General features: G+C 70.1%; 12 protein-coding genes and 1 pseudogene. 6 read left to right on the forward strand and 7 right to left on the reverse strand.

The features are described 5' to 3' along the window. Positions 1–31: 31 nt before the first annotated feature. Positions 32–814: a class I SAM-dependent methyltransferase gene (locus HMPREF0591_RS04900; RefSeq protein ID WP_007167326.1), complete on the reverse strand. Its 783-nt coding sequence runs from the start codon at positions 812–814 to the stop codon at positions 32–34. A 55-nt stretch (positions 815–869) separates the two neighbouring features. On the opposite strand from HMPREF0591_RS04900, the gene HMPREF0591_RS04905 reads away from it, so the two are divergent. Further along, positions 870–2,024: a glycosyltransferase family 4 protein gene (locus HMPREF0591_RS04905; protein WP_007167327.1), complete on the forward strand. Its 1,155-nt coding sequence runs from the start codon at positions 870–872 to the stop codon at positions 2,022–2,024. On the opposite strand, the pseudogene HMPREF0591_RS04910 reads toward HMPREF0591_RS04905, so the two are convergent. Then, a pseudogene (locus HMPREF0591_RS04910) lies at positions 2,008–3,803 on the reverse strand (MmpA family trehalose lipid delivery protein). The gene HMPREF0591_RS04905 and the pseudogene HMPREF0591_RS04910 overlap by 17 nt on opposite strands. An 8-nt stretch (positions 3,804–3,811) precedes the next feature. Beyond that, a complete protein-coding gene (pgfA, locus tag HMPREF0591_RS04915) occupies positions 3,812–5,092 on the reverse strand; it encodes a cell envelope lipid trafficking protein PgfA (protein ID WP_007167329.1) in 1,281 nt (426 codons plus the stop codon). A gap of 126 nt (positions 5,093–5,218) precedes the next feature. Between pgfA and HMPREF0591_RS04920 the strand changes: the two genes are divergently transcribed. Further along, on the forward strand, positions 5,219–6,451 hold the full coding sequence (locus tag HMPREF0591_RS04920) for an acyltransferase family protein (RefSeq protein WP_425270152.1): 1,233 nt from the start codon (positions 5,219–5,221) through the stop codon (positions 6,449–6,451). 99 nt (positions 6,452–6,550) lie between these two features. Here the strand turns inward: HMPREF0591_RS04920 and HMPREF0591_RS04925 are convergent, their stop codons facing one another. Together HMPREF0591_RS04925 and HMPREF0591_RS04930 are read right to left on the reverse strand one after the other, a co-directional pair. Next, positions 6,551–8,041 (reverse strand): AMP-binding protein, encoded by a 1,491-nt coding sequence (locus HMPREF0591_RS04925; RefSeq protein WP_007167331.1) that lies wholly within the window; start codon positions 8,039–8,041, stop codon positions 6,551–6,553. Continuing rightward, entirely contained in the window at positions 8,034–9,014 is a 981-nt protein-coding gene (locus HMPREF0591_RS04930) for a phosphotriesterase family protein (RefSeq protein WP_007167332.1), read from the reverse strand. The genes HMPREF0591_RS04925 and HMPREF0591_RS04930 overlap by 8 nt, the downstream gene beginning before the upstream one ends. A 115-nt stretch (positions 9,015–9,129) precedes the next feature. Between HMPREF0591_RS04930 and HMPREF0591_RS04935 the strand changes: the two genes are divergently transcribed. The 3 genes from HMPREF0591_RS04935 to HMPREF0591_RS04945 all read left to right on the forward strand — a co-directional run bounded on the left by HMPREF0591_RS04935 (position 9,130) and on the right by HMPREF0591_RS04945 (position 12,643). Further along, the gene (locus HMPREF0591_RS04935) at positions 9,130–10,836 is read left to right on the forward strand and encodes an acyl-CoA dehydrogenase family protein (RefSeq protein ID WP_007167333.1); all 1,707 of its coding nucleotides are present in this window, start codon (positions 9,130–9,132) and stop codon (positions 10,834–10,836) included. 173 nt (positions 10,837–11,009) lie between these two features. Beyond that, positions 11,010–11,705 carry a TetR/AcrR family transcriptional regulator gene (locus HMPREF0591_RS04940; RefSeq protein WP_040621123.1) on the forward strand — a complete coding sequence of 232 codons (696 nt, stop codon included), beginning with the start codon at positions 11,010–11,012 and terminating at the stop codon, positions 11,703–11,705. Beyond that, positions 11,702–12,643 carry a R2-like ligand-binding oxidase gene (locus HMPREF0591_RS04945; protein ID WP_040621125.1) on the forward strand — a complete coding sequence of 314 codons (942 nt, stop codon included), beginning with the start codon at positions 11,702–11,704 and terminating at the stop codon, positions 12,641–12,643. The genes HMPREF0591_RS04940 and HMPREF0591_RS04945 overlap by 4 nt, the downstream gene beginning before the upstream one ends. A 5-nt stretch (positions 12,644–12,648) precedes the next feature. Here the strand turns inward: HMPREF0591_RS04945 and HMPREF0591_RS04950 are convergent, their stop codons facing one another. Continuing rightward, positions 12,649–14,067, reverse strand: coding sequence for an NADP-dependent succinic semialdehyde dehydrogenase (locus HMPREF0591_RS04950; protein ID WP_007167336.1), 1,419 nt, complete (start codon positions 14,065–14,067; stop codon positions 12,649–12,651). A 79-nt stretch (positions 14,068–14,146) separates the two neighbouring features. Between HMPREF0591_RS04950 and HMPREF0591_RS04955 the strand changes: the two genes are divergently transcribed. After that, a complete protein-coding gene (locus HMPREF0591_RS04955) occupies positions 14,147–15,793 on the forward strand; it encodes an acetolactate synthase large subunit (protein WP_007167337.1) in 1,647 nt (548 codons plus the stop codon). Between the two features lies 1 nt (position 15,794). On the opposite strand, the gene HMPREF0591_RS04960 is transcribed toward HMPREF0591_RS04955, so the two are convergent. Next, positions 15,795–16,166 (reverse strand): hypothetical protein, encoded by a 372-nt coding sequence (locus HMPREF0591_RS04960; protein WP_007167338.1) that lies wholly within the window; start codon positions 16,164–16,166, stop codon positions 15,795–15,797. Positions 16,167–16,362 lie beyond the last annotated feature (196 nt).

Here is a 16,362-nt window from a genome sequence, read left to right on the forward strand (position 1 = left end):
TACCCAAGCAAGGGCGAAACGAGAACATGTTTCAGTACCGGGGCGACAGCACCAGGACCAGATTGCTGACGGCGAACTCGCGCAGCAGCGGCACCGACGTCACCCACCACGCCCATCGGGGGTGGTAGCGGGGAAATGCGGCGACCGCCGCCCCCGTGCTCGCGGCCCATGCCAGGCCGTCGGACGCGGACACGGCAAACAACGACGACCCGTAGTTGTTTTTCGCGGGATGGCCGTGTTTGCGGGCGTATCGGGCGGCGGCGCGGGCGCCGCCGAGGTAATGGGTCAGGCCCATCTCGTGGCCGCCGAACGGGCCGAGCCACACGGTGTAGGAGAGCACGGCCAGGCCGCCCGGCCTGGTCACCCGCAGCATCTCGCCGCCCAGCTGCCAGGGCCGCGGCACGTGTTCGGCGACGTTGGACGACAGGCAGATGTCCACCGAGTCGTCGGCGAACGGCAGGGCCATGCCCGAGGCGCGCACGAAGGTTCCGCGCCCGCTCGCGCTCGGGGGTCCGGCCGCGTGCATCTCGCTCGGGTCGGGTTCGACGCCCAGATAGCGGATTCCGGCCTCGGCGAAGGCTTCCGAGAAGTACCCGGGCCCGCCGCCGACGTCGAGCAGGGTGCGGCCGGCCGGGGCCTCGCCGTGCGCGGCCAGCCACAGGTCACCGACCATCGCCGCGGTGTCGGCCGCCAGGGCGCCGTAGAACCGGGCCGGATCCGACCGCTCGAAGCGGAACTCGGACAGCAGCCGCAGCGCGCGGGCCAGCGTCGCCCGCCGCGCGAAAACTCGGGTGGGGGACGGGGCGGCGGCCACCGGCCAACCCTACGCAGCGCCGGCGCCCGGCACCGTCGGGCTAGGCTGACCAGTGATGTCCGCCCTCCGCTCCGTACTCCTGCTGTGCTGGCGCGATACCGGGCACCCGCAGGGCGGGGGCAGCGAAGCCTACTTGCAGCGCATCGGCGCGCAGCTGGTCGCGTCCGGGATCGACGTCACGCTGCGCACCGCCCGCTATCCCGGCGCGCCGCGGCGTGAAGTGGTCGACGGTGTGCGCATCGACCGCGCGGGCGGCCGCTACTCCGTCTACGTCTGGGCCCTGTTGGCGATGGCGGCGGCGCGCCTGGGGCTCGGACCGCTGCGGCGGGTCCGGCCCGACGTGGTCGTCGACACCCAGAACGGCCTGCCGTTCCTCGCCCGCCTGGTGTACGGCCGGCGGGTGGTGGTGCTCGTGCACCACTGCCACCGCGAGCAGTGGCCGGTGGCCGGCCCGGTGCTCGGCCGGCTCGGCTGGTTCGTCGAGTCGACGCTGTCGCCGCGGATGAACCGCCGCAACCAGTACGTGACGGTGTCGCTGCCGTCGGCCCGCGACCTGGTGGCGCTCGGCGTGGAGAACGCGCAAATCGCGGTGGTACGCAACGGCCTGGACGAGGCCCCGGCTCGCACGCTGTCGGGCCCCCGCGCCGCCGCGCCGCGGGTGGTGGTGCTCTCGCGGCTGGTGCCGCACAAGCAGATCGAAGACGCGCTGGAGGCCGTCGCCGAGCTGCGGCCGCGCGTCGGTGGCCTGCACCTCGACATCGTCGGCGACGGCTGGTGGCGCCAGCGGCTCGTCGACCACGTGCGCCGGCTCGGCATCCCCGACGCGGTGACGTTCCACGGCCACGTCGACGACGTGACCAAACACCATGTGCTGCAAAGCGCGTGGGTGCAGCTGCTGCCCTCGCGCAAGGAGGGGTGGGGCCTGGCGGTCGTCGAGGCGGCGCAGCACCGGGTGCCGACCATCGGCTACCGGTCCTCGGGTGGCCTGTCGGATTCGATCGTCGACGAGGTGACCGGCATCCTGGTGGACACCCGCGCCGAGTTGGTGGACCGGCTCGAGGAGTTGCTGTCCGACCCCGTGCTGCGCGATCAGCTCGGCGCCAAGGCGCACATCCGCAGCGGCGAATTCTCCTGGCGGCAAAGCGCCGACGCCATGCGCACCGTGCTGGAGGCCGTGCGGGCCGGCGACTTCGTCAGCGGCGTGGTGTGATCCGGCGGCCACCGCGCCGCGAGACATAATCCATTGCGCGCCGCGCCGGCGTGTCGTCGCACCCGGTTACGTGTCGTCGCGCCGGAGCCGGCCGATCAACGTGTCGTCGCGCCGGAGCCGGCCGATCAACGCGCCGGCGCCGCCCACGATCAGCGTCGCCAGCCACGCCAGGTGGGCGAGCAGCGTCGCCATGCGTGTGCCGGCGGGCACCCGGGCGGTGTCGCCGCCGAGGCGATAGAGCGCGAGGTCGCCGTCGCGGTAGACCGGCGTCAGCGCATCCAGGGTGCGGGCGGACGCCCCCATGTCGCCGGCCGTGTCCGACTCCACCACCAGCCAGCCCACGCCGGCGGTTGCGAGCGCGGACGGATCGGGCCCGCTCAACAGCAACTGCTGCACCGCGCGGGCGTGGTTGCCCTCGCCCGGGATGACGGTTCCCGAGATGACCAGGTCGCCGGTGCTCAGCACGTCGGCGCGCACCCAGCGGGGCAGCGGGTCCAGCACCGGCGCGCGGCCCGCCCAGGTGTAGAGCCGCATGGTGCCGGCCGGCAACGCGGCCACCGCCGCGGGCCGCGCGTTGATCGCGGCGGCCACCGCCGCCCACCCGCGCGGATACTGCACGGGCGAAACCTGGCCCCACGCCCCCCAGGCCAGGTCGGGCAGCGCGAAGATCAGCGCTAGGCAGCAGACCGGCGCCGTCACGGCCGGCCACAGCCACCGCCGCAGCGTCACCACCGAGCCCGCACCCGCCAGCGCATAGCCCGGCACGGCCAGCGCCACCCACTTCTGCCCGTCCCGCAGCACGCCGAAGCCGGGCGCGGCGTCGACCAGCGCGCCCAGCAGGTGCAGGCCCGGCCCGGTCGCCAGCGCGGCCGGAACCAGCACGGCCACCGCCGCCAACGCCAGCAGCGGTCGCGCCGCCGGGCGGCGCAGCGCCGTCGGCAGCCCGGCCGCCACCACGCCCAGCAGCACCACGGCCGACGCCACCGCGAACATCGTGGTCCGCGAGATCGGCACCGCCTCGACGTTCCAGATGCCGCCGAGGCCGGCCAGGCTGCCCAGCGTGCCCAGGCCCGGTTCGGCGCGCGGCGCGAACGCCGCAACCCCCAGCGCGTTCGCCGCGGTGTGGGACGGCAACGACGCGCCCAGCGCCGAGGCGGTCAGCCAGGGCAGCGCGGCCGTCAGCGCGACACCCAGCGTCACCGCGGCGCACAGCGAACGGGACCGGCCGGCGCCGCACGCGGGCACGCACACCAGCCCCACCGCCGCGGCCAGCAACAGTCCCGTCGGCGTCAGCCCGGCCAGCGCGATCCAGAAGGCCAACCCGAAGAACGAGCCGGAACCCGCCCGCAGCCGCAGCATCGCGGTCGCGACCCAGGGCAGGCAGCCGTAGCCGACCAGCAGGCTCCAGTGCCCCTGCAGCAACCGCTCGGCGACGTAGGGATTCCAGATCGCCAGGGTGATGGCGACGAACTGGCCGGCCGCGCCGGCGTCGGGGAGCGCCGTCGCGACCAGTCGGGCCGCGCCCCATCCCGCGAGCCAGAGCCCCAGCACCAGCAGCGCCTTCACCACCACGCCGCCGTCGAGCACGTGCGAGGCCAGCGCCAGGACGAAGTCCTGCGGGGTCGCGCGCGCCGCCGACGTCAAGCCCAGCGCGGTATCGGAGAGATAGGAGCGCGGCGTGGACACGGCGTCGCGCAGCAGCAGGTACCCGGGCCCGAGCAGCGGCCCGACCACCAGCAGCGCCAAGACCAACGCGTACCCGGGCCGGGTCCAGCGCACGCGGCGGGCTATTCCCGTTCGGGCGGACCGGTGGGCTCGGGCGGCCCCGACTCGGGTGGCTCGTCGGCGCCCAGGGTGGGCGCGTCGGCGCCGGCGTCATCGCGCGACGTCGGGCGCTGCGTGGGCAGCTTCTCGGTCTCGGCCTCGGCACCCGGCACCGGCTCCTCGAGCCCGCTGCGACCGAAGAAGTCCTGGTCACCGCGGTCCAGGCCGGGATCGGTCAACGCGCTCTCGGTCCGCAGGCTGAACGAGGCCAGCAGGCCGCCGGCGACCAGCGCGATCACACCGACCGCCGTGAACGTGATCGGCAGCACCCGCGACCACAGCGCCAGCCGGTCACGCTCGTCGCGGGCGGCGTTGACCTGCGATTCGACGGTGTCCTCGTTGGAGGTGACCTTGTAGTCGGCCAGCGTCAGCTCCGGCTTGAGCGGGTCGCGGGCGAAGTAATGGTTGGCGTGCTCGGTCTGCTTGACGATGGTGCCCGACACCGGGTCCACCCAGAAGGTCCGCTGCGCGGCGTAGTAGCGGGTCATGGTGACCTGCTCGGCCGGGTCGCCGCCCTGCAGGCCCCACATCGCCGCGGAGGCGGTGAACTTGGAGTCCGTCGCCTGGTCGGCGTACAACGACGGGTACGCGACGGGCGCCACCAGCTTGCCGTCGGCGTTGTAGCCGACGTTCTGCGTGAACTTGTACGTGGTCAGGCCGTTGACGTCTTCCTGGCTTTCGTAGTTGACGTCGAACGGCTTCTGCGCGATCGGATCGAAGTAGGGGTACGTCTTCTTCTCGGTGTGGAACGGGAACCGGTAGGCCAGGCCGTCGTGCCGCAGCGGCATCGCGGTGGGCGGGTTCTCGTCGCCGAACGGGCGCGGCTTCTGGACCGAGCCGCCCGGGTGGGTGTCGTCGGAGACGGCCATCGCCGTCTTGCGGTTGAGGGTGACGGTGTCGACGATCGCCAGCAGCAGGCCGCTGTCCTTCTGCTTGTCGGTGCGCCGCAGCGAGGTCCCCACCTGCAGCGTGACCACGTCGGCGTTGGCCGGCGACTCGACGCTGACCTGCTCCTGGGACACCAGCGGCACGTTCTGGTTGACCACGACGTGGTCGGTCGACAGGGACGCGGCGTCGAGCGCGGTCCCGGTGCCGTCGCTGATCAGCGTCGTGTCGAGGTCGAGCGGGACCTTGGTGATCCTGCTGGTGGTGTACGTGGACAACAGCAGGGCGGCGATCAGCAGGGCGGCGCCGAGTCCGATGATCCCGCATGCGGCGAACCGCAACATGACTGCTCGGTTCACGTTGCTGTGCCCTCCTAGTGCTCTCCTGCGAAGTCAGCCGCGACCCACCCCGACCTGAGCAAGCACCGAGGCAAACCCGTTCGACCCTAACAGCAGAACGTAAGGCCCCGGCTTACGAACCTGTTGCTGCCGCGAGCGGGTCCTACGGGTGTACCCAATAGTCCCCGAACCGATCAGATGCAGACTGTGGGGATGACGGATGGCCGGCAGGTGGGTGGGGCGCGCAGCTTCCTGCCCGCGGTCGAGGGGATGCGCGCGTGCGCGGCCATGGGCGTGGTCGTCACGCACGTCGCGTTCCAGACCGGGCACTCCAGCGGCGTCACCGGCCGGCTGTTCGGCCGTTTCGACCTTGCGGTCGCGGTGTTCTTCGCGTTGTCGGGTTTCCTGCTGTGGCGCGGCCACGCCGCGGCCGCCCGCGGCCTGGGCGCTCGCCCCCGCACCGGCCACTATCTGCGCTCCCGGGTGGTGCGCATCATGCCCGCCTACGTGGTGGCGGTCGTCGTGATCCTGACGCTGCTGCCCGACGCGGATCACGCCAGCCCGACGGTGTGGTTGGCCAACCTCACGCTGACCCAGATCTACGTGCCGCTCACCCTGACCGGCGGGCTGACGCAGATGTGGAGCCTGTCGGTGGAGGTCAGCTTCTATCTGGCGTTGCCGATCCTGGCCCTGCTGGCCCGGCGACTGCCGGTCGGCGCGCGGGTGTCGGCGATCGCCGCGTTGGCCGCGCTCAGCTGGGCGTGGGGCTGGGCGCCGATCCATTCGGGATCCGGCACCAACCCGCTCAACTGGCCGCCGGCCTTCTTCTCCTGGTTCGCCGCGGGCATGCTGCTCGCGGAGTGGGTCCACAGCCCGGTCGGGCTGCCGCACCGGTGGGCGCGCCGGCGGGTGGTGATGGCCGCCGTCGCGGCGCTGGCCTACCTGCTGGCGGCCTCCCCGCTGGCGGGCCCGGAGGGCCTGATCCCCGGCACCGCCACCCAGTTCGCGGTGAAGACGGCGGCGGGCTCGGTGGTGGCGTTCGCGTTGGTCGCGCCCTTGGTGCTGGACCGGGTCGACACCTCGCACCGACTGCTCGGCAGCACCGCCATGGTGACGCTGGGCCGGTGGTCCTATGGCCTGTTCGTGTGGCATTTGGCCGCGCTGGCCATGGTGTTCCCGGTGCTGGGGACGTTCGCGTTCACCGGCCGGATGCCCGCCGTGCTGGCCCTCACGCTGCTTTTCGGGTGGGCGATCGCCGCGGTCAGCTTCGGGCTGGTCGAGTCGCCGTGCCGGGAAGCGTTGCGGCGCTGGGAAAAACGGGAACGGCCGGCCGAGGCCCCGGATACCGTCGACGCCGAGGCCGACGCCGTCGCGCCCTAACCGCTGCGGTCCGTCCACTCTTCGAGCGTGTCCGCCGACGGCGGGCAGGCGTCCACCAGCTCCATCAGCCGCGGCCGGTCGGCGGCGGGTCGGCGAGCGTCAGGCCGGCTCGGCGGCCCGCAGCCGCGCGATGATCTCGGCGCGCACCGCCGATCGGCGGGCCTTGCCGGCGTCGTCGCGCAGGGGGGTGTCGACGAATTCGATGAAGTCGGGGGAGGGCGGGATCTTGTAGCCCGCGAGGTGTTGGTGCAGGAACTCCCGTACGCCCGCGGCGTCCAGCGTGGCGCCGCCGGCCGTGTGCACCAGCGCATAGGGCACCTGGCCCAGGTCGCCGGAGTTCGGGTCGGGCACGCCGACCACGAGGCAGGACAACACGTCCGGGTGCGCCGACAGCGCATTCTCGATCTCGGCCGGATAGACGTTGCGGCCGCCGACGGTGAACATGTCGACGCGGCGATCGGAAAGGTACAGAAACCCGTCGGCGTCGAAATGGCCCAGATCGCCGAGGGAATCCCAGCCGTCGCGGTTCTTCGCCGTGGCGCCGACGTAGCGGTAGGTGGGCGCGCTGCCGGCGCCGGGACGCATGTAGATCTCGCCGACGACGCCGGGCGGGCAGGGGTTGCCGTCGTCGTCGAGGACCCGCATCTCCCCGGCCACCACCACGCCCACCGAGCCGCGGTGGGTCAGCCACTGGTCGCCGGAGATGAAGGTCAGCGCCTGTAATTCGGTGCCGCCGTAGAGTTCCCAGACCTTCTCGGGGCCGAGCAGGTTTATCCACGCCTCCTTGATCGCGGGCGGGCAGGGCGCGCCCATGTGCCAGAACCGCCGCAGCGAGGAGAGGTCGTAAGACCCGGGGTCGGCGTGGTAGACGGGCAGCGCCCGTTGCATGATCGTCGGCACCGTCGTCAGGAAGGTGACGCGGTGGTCGGTGATCAGCCGCAGGAACCGCTCGGGATCGAATCGGCTCATCAGCACCAGGTGGTGGCGCATCAGCAGGGCGAGCGTGGCCGTGGTGAAACCGGTGTTGTGCGACAGCGGGATCGGGACCAGGGTGGTGTCGCCCTCCTGCGCGCCCAGGGGGTAGCCGATGGCGGCCGGGATCCGGCTGTCGCCGCCGGATTCGATGAGCTTGGGCCGGCCGGTGCTGCCGCCGGACCCCATCGCCTTCCACACCGGCGACACCGCCTCCGGCAGCGCGGCGTCGGAGCACTCCGGCCCGGGCGTGAAACCCGCTGGCAGGCTTGGCATGTCGGGATGCTCGCGCCCGACCAGCAGGGCGGGTGGGCGCAGCTCCAGCAGCCCCTGCAGCTCCGCGTCGGGCAACCGCGCCGACAGCGGCTGGGGCACCGCGCCCAGCTTCCAGCACGCCACCGCGGCCTGGATCCACTCGACGGAGTTGGGCAGCACCATCGTCACGTAGTCGCCGACGCCGATGCCCCGCTCGGCGTAGGCGCGGGCCAACCGGTTCGTCGAGGCGTCGAGTTCGGCGCGGGTGAGCGTCAGCCCGTCGCAGCTGACGGCCGGCTCGTCGGGCGCGAGTTCGGCCAGGGCCGCGATCTGGGTGCCGATCGGCGGGACCGGCTCACTCATATGCGCCCTGCCGCTCGAAGATGCGGCGGGGATTGTCGACCAGCATGGTATGCAGCTGCTCGTCGGTGACGCCGCGCTCCTTCAGGGCGGGGATGACGTCGTTGTGGATGTGCAGGTAATGCCAATTCGGCGCCATCTGCGGCACCAATTCTTCGGGAAGCGCGTCGAAGTAGCAGTTGGCGTCGTGGGAGAGCACCATCTTGTCGGCGTGCCCGCGTTCGCACATCGTCGCTACGATCTTGACCCGTTCTTCGAACGGCGAGATCACGTCGAGGCCGAAGCGGTCCATGCCGAGATACGACCCCGCAGCGATGAGCTCCTCGAGGTAGCCGACGTCGGTGCTGTCACCCGAATGGCCGATGACCACCCGGCTCAGGTCGACGCCTTCCTCTTCGAAAATTCTTTGTTGCTCGAGCCCGCGGCGCAGCCCCGCGTGGGTGTGCGTGGAGATCGGCACCCCGGTGCGCTTGTGCGCCTGCGCGACGGCGCGCAGCACCCGCTCGACGCCCGGGGTGATGCCGGGCTCGTCGGTGGCGCACTTGAGGATGCCGGCCTTGACGCCGGTGTCGGCGATGCCCTGCTCGATGTCGCGGACGAACATCTCGGTCATGATCTCGGGGCCGTCCAGCAGCCCGCCCGGGCCCTCGTAATGGAACCGGAACGGCACGTCGTTGTACGTGTAAAGTCCGGTTGCCACAACGATATTCAGCCCGGTGGCCGCCGCCACGCGCGCGATGCGCGGGATGTAGCGGCCGAGGCCGATCACGGTGAGGTCCACGATGGTGTCCACGCCGCGGGACTTCAGTTCGTTGAGCCGGTCGATGGCGTCGGCCACCCGGCGGTCCTCGTCGCCCCAGGCTTCGGGATAGTTCAGGGCGATCTCGGTGGTCATGATGAACACGTGCTCGTGCATGAGCGTCACGCCGAGGTCGGCGGTATCGATGGGGCCGCGGGCGGTATTGAGTTCGGACACGGCACTGATGCTAGGTCGACTCGGTGGTCGGACAACAGTGCCGATTTATCCCGGTGCACGCGCCGTTGCAGTACCGTCACCCTCGTCGTCGTTTCGGCCCTCGGGAGGCACCGTCATGCTGCTCGATCCCAACCACTTGCAACGCCGGTACCCGGACCGCCGCTCGGGGGAGATCATGGCGGCGACGGTGGACTTCTTCGAGTCGCGGGGGAAGGCGCGGCTGAAGTCCGACGACCACGAACGGGTCTGGTACTCCGAGTTTTTGGACCACATCGGCCGCGAGCGGATCTTCGCGTCGCTGCTGACGCCGTCCGAGTACGGCGCCGACGATTGCCGCTGGGACACCTACCGGATCAGCGAGTTCGCCGAGATCGTGGGCTTCTACGGGCTGAGCTACTGGTACCCGTTCCAGGTCACCGCGCTGGGCCTGGGCCCGATCTGGATGAGCGACAACACCGACGCCAAGCGCAAGGCCGCCGCGCAACTCGAGGCCGGCGAGGTGTTCGCCTTCGGCTTGTCGGAGCAGACCCACGGCGCCGACGTCTACCAGACCGACATGATCCTGACGCCGTCTAAAGATTCCGAGCACGGCTGGACCGCGAACGGCGAGAAGTACTACATCGGCAACGCCAACGTGGCGCGGATGGTCTCGACCTTCGGCAAGATCGCGGGTTCTGATGAGTACATCTTCTTCGCCGCCGACTCCCAGCACGACCGGTACGACCTGATCAAGAACGTGGTGAACTCGCAGAATTACGTCGCCAACTACGCGCTGCGCGACTACCCGGTCACCGAAGCCGACATCCTGCACCGCGGGCCGGGGGCCTTCCACGCCGCGCTCAACACCGTGAACGTCTGCAAGTACAACCTGGGCTGGGGCGCGGTCGGCATGTGCACCCACGCCATGTACGAGGCGGTCACCCACGCCTCGAACCGCGTCCTGTACGGCACCGTCGTCACCGACTTCAGCCACGTGCGGCGCCTCCTCACCGACGCCTATCTGCGGCTGGTCGCGATGCGGCTGGTGTGCACGCGGGCCTGCGACTACATGCGCAGCGCGTCGGCCGGCGACCGCCGCTACCTGCTGTACAGCCCGCTCACCAAGGCGAAGGTCACCAGCGAGGGGGAGCGGGTCGTCATCGCGCTGTGGGACGTCATCGCGGCCAAGGGGGTGGAGAAGGACACCTTCTTCGAGGCGGTCGCCCGCGAGATCGGTTTGCTGCCCAGGCTCGAAGGCACCGTGCATATCAACATCGGGCTGCTCGCCAAGTTCATGCCCAACTTCCTGTTCGCGCCCAACAGCGAGCTGCCGGTCATCGGCCGCCGCGACGACGCCGCCGACGACGCGTTCCTGTTCGCGCAGGGACCGACCGGCGGCCTGGGCAAGGTGCGCTTCCACGACTGGCGCGCGCCGTTCGACGCCTTCGCGCACCTGCCGAACGTGGCGTTGCTGCGCAACCAGATCGACGTGCTCGCCGACATGCTGGCCGGCGCGACCCCCGACGCCGCGCAGCAGAAGGACGTCGACTTCGCGTTCGCCGTGGGCCAGCTGTTCGCGACGGTGCCCTACGCGCAGCTCATCCTCGAGGAGGCCCTGCTCTCCGACGTCGACGAGACGTTGATCGACGGGATCTTCGCCGTGCTGGTCCGCGACTTCAACGGCTACGCCGTGGAGCTGAACGACAAGCCCGCGACCACCGACGAGCAGGCCCGCTTCGCGATGCGGATGATCCGCCGCCCGGTCCACGACCCGTCGCGTTACGCGCAAATCTGGAAGGAGCACATCCTTCCGCTCAACGGCGCGTACCAGATGCGGCCGTAGGCCCGTCGTCGGCCGGGCGCTCGGCGCGAGGCCCGAGTGTCACGCTGGCGTGGCGCTCGGGGGGCGGCGTCACGCCAGCGTGACGCTCGATGGCGGAGCGGGCAGCGTCTACCCTTGACTGTGACACAGCTCACCGTAATATGACCAGTGGTCATCGACGTCAGGAGGACGCATTGCCAACGGTGACTTGGGCGCGGGTCGACCCCGCCCGGCGCGCCGCCATCATCGAGGCGGCGGAGCACGAGTTCGGGGCGCACGGGTTCTCCCGGGGCAGCCTCAACGTCATCGCGCGGCGGGCCGGCGTCGCCAAGGGCAGCCTGTTCCAGTACTTCGCGGACAAGCGTGACCTGTACGCGTTCATCGCCGACATCGGCAGTCAACGGGTGCGCTCGTACATCGAGGAGCTAATCCGCGAGCTCGACCCGAGCCGGCCGTTCTTCGAGTTCCTCACCGACCTGCTCGACGCGTGGGTCGCCTACTTCGCCGAACACCCGCGGGAACGCGCCCTGCACGCGGCGGCCAGCCTCGAGGTCGACACCGACGCCCGCGTCAGCGTGCGCAGCGTCATCCACCGGCACTACCTGGAGGTGCTGCGCCCCCTGGTGCGCGACGCGCAGGTGCGCGGCGACCTGCGCGCCGATTCGGACACCGACGCGCTGTTGTCGTTGCTGCTCTTGATCTTTCCGCACCTGGCGCTGGCGCCCTACATGCGCGGATTGGATCCGATTCTCGGGCTGGACGAGCCCTCGCCGGAGCAACCGGCGCTGGCGGTGCGCCGGCTCGTCGCGGTGCTGGCGGCCGCATTCTCGGCCCCACCGCACCCGGCCCCACAACAAGCAGCCCCACAGCAATCCGAGGAGGTCACATGACACGCACCCATACGAACTCGATGGTCAAAGGGGGGCTCAACTGGGACAGCCTGCCGTTGCGGCTGTTCGCCGGCGGCAACGCGAAGTTCTGGAACCCGGCCGACATCGACTTCTCCCGCGACCGCGCCGACTGGGAGCAGTTGACCGAGGACGAACGCCACTACGCGATCCGGCTGTGCGCGGAGTTCATCGCCGGCGAGGAGGCGGTGACCGAGGACATCCAGCCGTTCATGTCCGCGATGCGGGTCGAGGGCCGGCTGGGCGACGAAATGTATTTGACGCAGTTCGCCTTCGAGGAGGCCAAGCACGTTCAGGTCTTCCGGATGTGGCTCGACGCGGTCGGCGTCACCGAGGATCTGCACCAATACCTCGACGACATCCCCACCTACCGGACGATCTTCTACGAGGAACTGCCGGACTGCCTCAACGCCCTGTCGGTCGACCCCTCGCCGGCCGCGCAGGTCCGGGCGTCGGTCACCTACAACCACATGGTCGAGGGGATGCTGGCGCTCACGGGCTACTTCGGCTGGCACAAGATCTGCGTCGAGCGGGGCATCCTGCCCGGCATGCAGGAGTTGGTCCGGCGCATCGGCGACGACGAGCGACGCCACATGGCGTGGGGAACGTTCACCTGCCGCCGCCATGTCGCCGCGGACGACGCCAACTGGGGCGTCTTCGAAACGCGCATGAACGAGCTGATGCCGCTGGGGTTGCGCCTCATCGAGGAGGGCTTCTCGCTGTACGACCCGATGCCGTTCGGCCTGTCGGTGGACGAGTTCATGCAGTACGCGGCCGACAAGGGCATGCGGCGCTTCGGCACGATCTCCAGCGCCCGCGGGCGGCCGCTGGAGGAGATCGATCTCGATTACTCGCCGCTGCAGCTCGAGGACACCTTCGCCGACGAGGACGAGAAGGCCCTGGCGGCCGCGTCCGCCTGAGGGCGCTACTCGACCTTGCTGCCGCCGGCGGCGGAGCCGCTTTCCGATTCGCCGACCCACACGGTCTTGGCGTTGACGAATGCGCGGATGCCCAGGCCGGCGAGTTCGCGGCCGTATCCGGAACGCTTGACGCCGCCGAACCCCAGCTCGGGGTAGGACACCGTCATGCCGTTGATGAACACCTGGCCGGCCTCGATGTCGTCGATGAAGCGCTGCTGCTCGGCCTCGTCGTTGGTCCAGGCGTTGGATCCCAGCCCGAAGGTGGTGGCGTTGGCGATCTCGATCGCTTCGTCGATGTCCTTGGCCCGGTACATCGACGCCACCGGGCCGAACACCTCTTCGGTGTAGAGCGCCATGTCCTTGGTGATGTCGGTGACCACCGTCGGCGGGTAGAACCACCCCGGGCCGTCGACGGGCTTGCCGCCGAGCCGGATCGTGGCGCCCGCCGCGGCCGCGTCGTCGACCTGTTTGGCGATGTCGTCGCGGCCGGACTCGGTGGCCAGGGGGCCCACGTCGGTGTCGGGGTCGGTCGGGTCGCCGACCTTGAGCGCGGCCATCCGCTCGGTGAACTTGTCGACGAACGCGTCGTAGATGTCGGTGTGGACGATGAACCGCTTCGCGGCGATGCAGGACTGGCCGTTGTTCTGGACGCGCGCGGTGACCGCGGTCTTGGCGGCCTCGTCCAGGTTCGCCGACGGCATCACGATGAAGGGGTCGCTGCCGCCGAGCTCGAGCACGGTGGGCTTGATCTCGTCGCCGGCGATGGCCGCGACCGACTGCCCGGCCGGCTCGCTGCCGGTCAGCGTGGCGGCCGCGACCCGCGGGTCGCGCAGGATGCGCTCGACGGCGCTGGCCGAGACCAGCAGCGTCTGGAAGCAGCCCTCCGGGAAGCCGCCGCGGGCGATGACGTCGGCCAGGTAGAGCGCCGACTGCGGCACGTTGGAGGCGTGCTTGAGGATGCCGACGTTGCCGGCCATCAGCGCCGGCGCGGCGAACCGGACGGCCTGCCACAGCGGGAAGTTCCACGGCATGACGGCCAGCACCACCCCGAGCGGTTGGTAGCGGGTGTAGGCCCGCTTGGCGCCGACCGCCTGCGCGTCGGCCGGCTCGTCGGCCAGCAGCCGCTCTGCGTTCCGCGCGTAGTAACGAAAGCCCTTGGCGCACTTGAGCGTTTCGGCCTTGGCCGACTTCAGCGTCTTGCCCATCTCCTGGGTCATCATCGCGGCGACGTCGTCGGCTTCCTGCTCCAGGAGATCGGCGGTCGCGTTTGCCCACTGGGCCCGCTGGGCAAAGGTGGTGTTATGGCGGTAGTCCTGGAACCGGGCGTAGGCGCGGGCGATGGCTGCGTCGACTTCTTCGTCGGTCGCCGGGGTGAAGGTTTTGACGGTCTCGCCGGTGGCCGGGTTGATGGTGGCGATGGGCACGCTGACATCCTTCGCTTCGGGGTTGGTAGAAGGTCCAACACCCAGCCTGCCACTATCGTTCCCTCAAGGGAGGTGCCGGATGAGTAAAGCCGCCGAGCTGATGGTCAAGTGCCTGGAAAACGAAGGCGTTTCCGTGGTCTTCGGCCTGCCGGGGGAGGAGAACATCCGCTTCGTGCAGGCGCTGGCGTCGTCGGGCATCCGGTATGTGCTGACCCGGCACGAGCAGGGCGCGGCCTTCATGGCCGAGATGTACGGGCGGGTCACCGGGCGTGCGGCCGTGGTGTCGAGCACGCTGGGGCCCGGCGCGATCAACATGCAACTCGGGGTGGCCGACGCCACCACGAACAGCACTCCGTTGGTCGCGATCTCCGCGCAGGTGGGTCACGACCGGGAGTTCAAGGAGTCGCACCAGTACGTCGACCTGGTGTCGATGTTCGCGCCCATCACCCGGTGGGCCGCCGGGGTGCCGACCGCGCGCGCCATCCCCGAGATGTTCCGCAAGGCGTTCAAGGTCGCCGAGACCGAACGCCCGGCGGCCGTCTACCTGGCCGTCCCCGAGCACATCGACGCCGACGAGACCGACTATGACCTGACGCCGTTGCCGCGCAACGTCGTCCGCCCCGACGCGCCGGCGCCCGGCCAGGTGGAGCGCGCGGTCGACATCCTGCGCAACGCGAAGCGGCCGGTGGTGCTGGCCGGGCACGGCGCCGCCCGCGGCAACGCCACCGCGGCCCTGGTCCGCTTCTCCGACCAGTTCGGCATCCCGGTGGCCAACACCTTCCACGGCAAGGGCGTGATGCCCGACGACCACGCCAACAGCATCGGCACCCTGGGGTTCATGCAGCACGACTACGTCAACTTCGGCTTCGACAACGCCGACGTGGTCATCGCCGTGGGCTACGAACTGCAGGAGTTCGACCCCGTCCGGATCAACCCGCAGGCCGACAAGAAGATCATCCACATCCACCGGTTCCCGGCCGAGGTCGACGCGCACTATTCGGTCGACGTCGGGATCATCGGCGACATCAGCTCCTCGTTGGATGCGTTGACCGACGGCCTCAACGGGCACGCCTACGAGGCCGATCCCGAAGTTCCCGGCCATGGCCTGCTCGCCGAGGAATTCACACGCGGGCAACAGGATTCGCGCTACCCGCTGGCCCCCGCGCGGGTGGTGGCCGATACCCGCGCCGCGCTGGGCCGCAGCGACGTCGTCCTGGTCGACACCGGCGCCACCAAGATGTGGATGGCGCGGCTCTATCCGACGTATGAGTGCAACACCTGCCTGGTGTCGAATGGCTTGTCCACCATGGGTTTTGCGTTGCCCGGCGCGCTCGGTGTCAAGCTGGCGCGGCCGGATTCGAAGGTGCTGGCCGTTGTCGGTGACGGCGCGTTCCTGATGAACTCCCAGGAAATCGAGACGGCCGTCCGCGAGCGGATACCACTGGTCGTGCTCATCTGGGAGGACGGCGGATACGGCCTCATCGAGTGGAAAATGGACCTCGAGCTCGGCGCGCACTATTACGTGAAGTTCGGCAACCCGGACGTGGTGACCTACGCGGAAGGCTTTGGTGCCAAGGGGTATCGGATCAACAGCGCGGACGAACTGTTGCCGACGCTGCGGGCCGCTCTCGACGATGACGGCGTGTCGGTGATCTCCTGCCCCGTCGACTACTCGGAGAACCTGCGGTTGACCGATCGGCTCGGCGAGCTGGACGAGACGCTGTAGCTCACGGGCACATCCAGGCCAGGGGCGGGCAGACGCCGGTGTTGGGCGGCAGCCGCAGTCCGGGTGGCTGGCCCTGGACGATCAGCGCGGGCAGGCCCGAGTCGGGCGCGAAGTAGTAGGTATGGCAGACGTTGGGGTCCCAGTCCGGCATCCGCCGCATCTGGCCAACGTTCGGGCACCACATCTGGCTGCAGATGTGCGAGGTGTAGCAGCCCGGGGGTCCCTCGGGCGGGCCGCATTCCGGCGGCTGGTGGGCGCCATTGTTGGTTGAGCAGGCGGCGTTGGCGGTGCCCGCGCCCAGCATCAGATCCGCCGTCCACAGCGAGCCGGACAGGGCCAGCGCCGTGGCCAGCCCCGCGAGTGCTGGTCTCATCTTCGGCTCCTTCGTTGGCCTCGCAATTCTCTCTCCTGCCCTTCCAGCGGCACAGATAATCGTCGAAACTTTTTGCGCGAGTGTGAATCTGTGGCGATTTTTGGGGGCGTTTCTGAGTTCCTAACGAGAGTCAAGCGGCTTCGGTGGAGTTAAGCGACTTCGGTGGGTTTTATTTTGGGATGGACGGGCCGGTGAG

Origin of the sequence: Mycobacterium parascrofulaceum ATCC BAA-614, from assembly GCF_000164135.1 — a bacterium.
Taxonomy (GTDB): domain Bacteria; phylum Actinomycetota; class Actinomycetes; order Mycobacteriales; family Mycobacteriaceae; genus Mycobacterium; species Mycobacterium parascrofulaceum.

What these genes read in the sequence shown, in the direction of transcription:
- HMPREF0591_RS04905 (WP_007167327.1), top strand. Translation starts at nt 870, where the DNA reads ATGTCCGCCCTCCGCTCCGTACTCCTGCTGTGCTGGCGCGATACCGGG.
- HMPREF0591_RS04925 (WP_007167331.1), bottom strand. Translation starts at nt 8,041, where the DNA reads ATGAGTGAGCCGGTCCCGCCGATCGGCACCCAGATCGCGGCCCTGGCC.
- HMPREF0591_RS04935 (WP_007167333.1), top strand. Translation starts at nt 9,130, where the DNA reads ATGCTGCTCGATCCCAACCACTTGCAACGCCGGTACCCGGACCGCCGC.
- HMPREF0591_RS04945 (WP_040621125.1), top strand. Translation starts at nt 11,702, where the DNA reads ATGACACGCACCCATACGAACTCGATGGTCAAAGGGGGGCTCAACTGG.
- HMPREF0591_RS04955 (WP_007167337.1), top strand. Translation starts at nt 14,147, where the DNA reads ATGAGTAAAGCCGCCGAGCTGATGGTCAAGTGCCTGGAAAACGAAGGC.
- HMPREF0591_RS04960 (WP_007167338.1), bottom strand. Translation starts at nt 16,166, where the DNA reads ATGAGACCAGCACTCGCGGGGCTGGCCACGGCGCTGGCCCTGTCCGGC.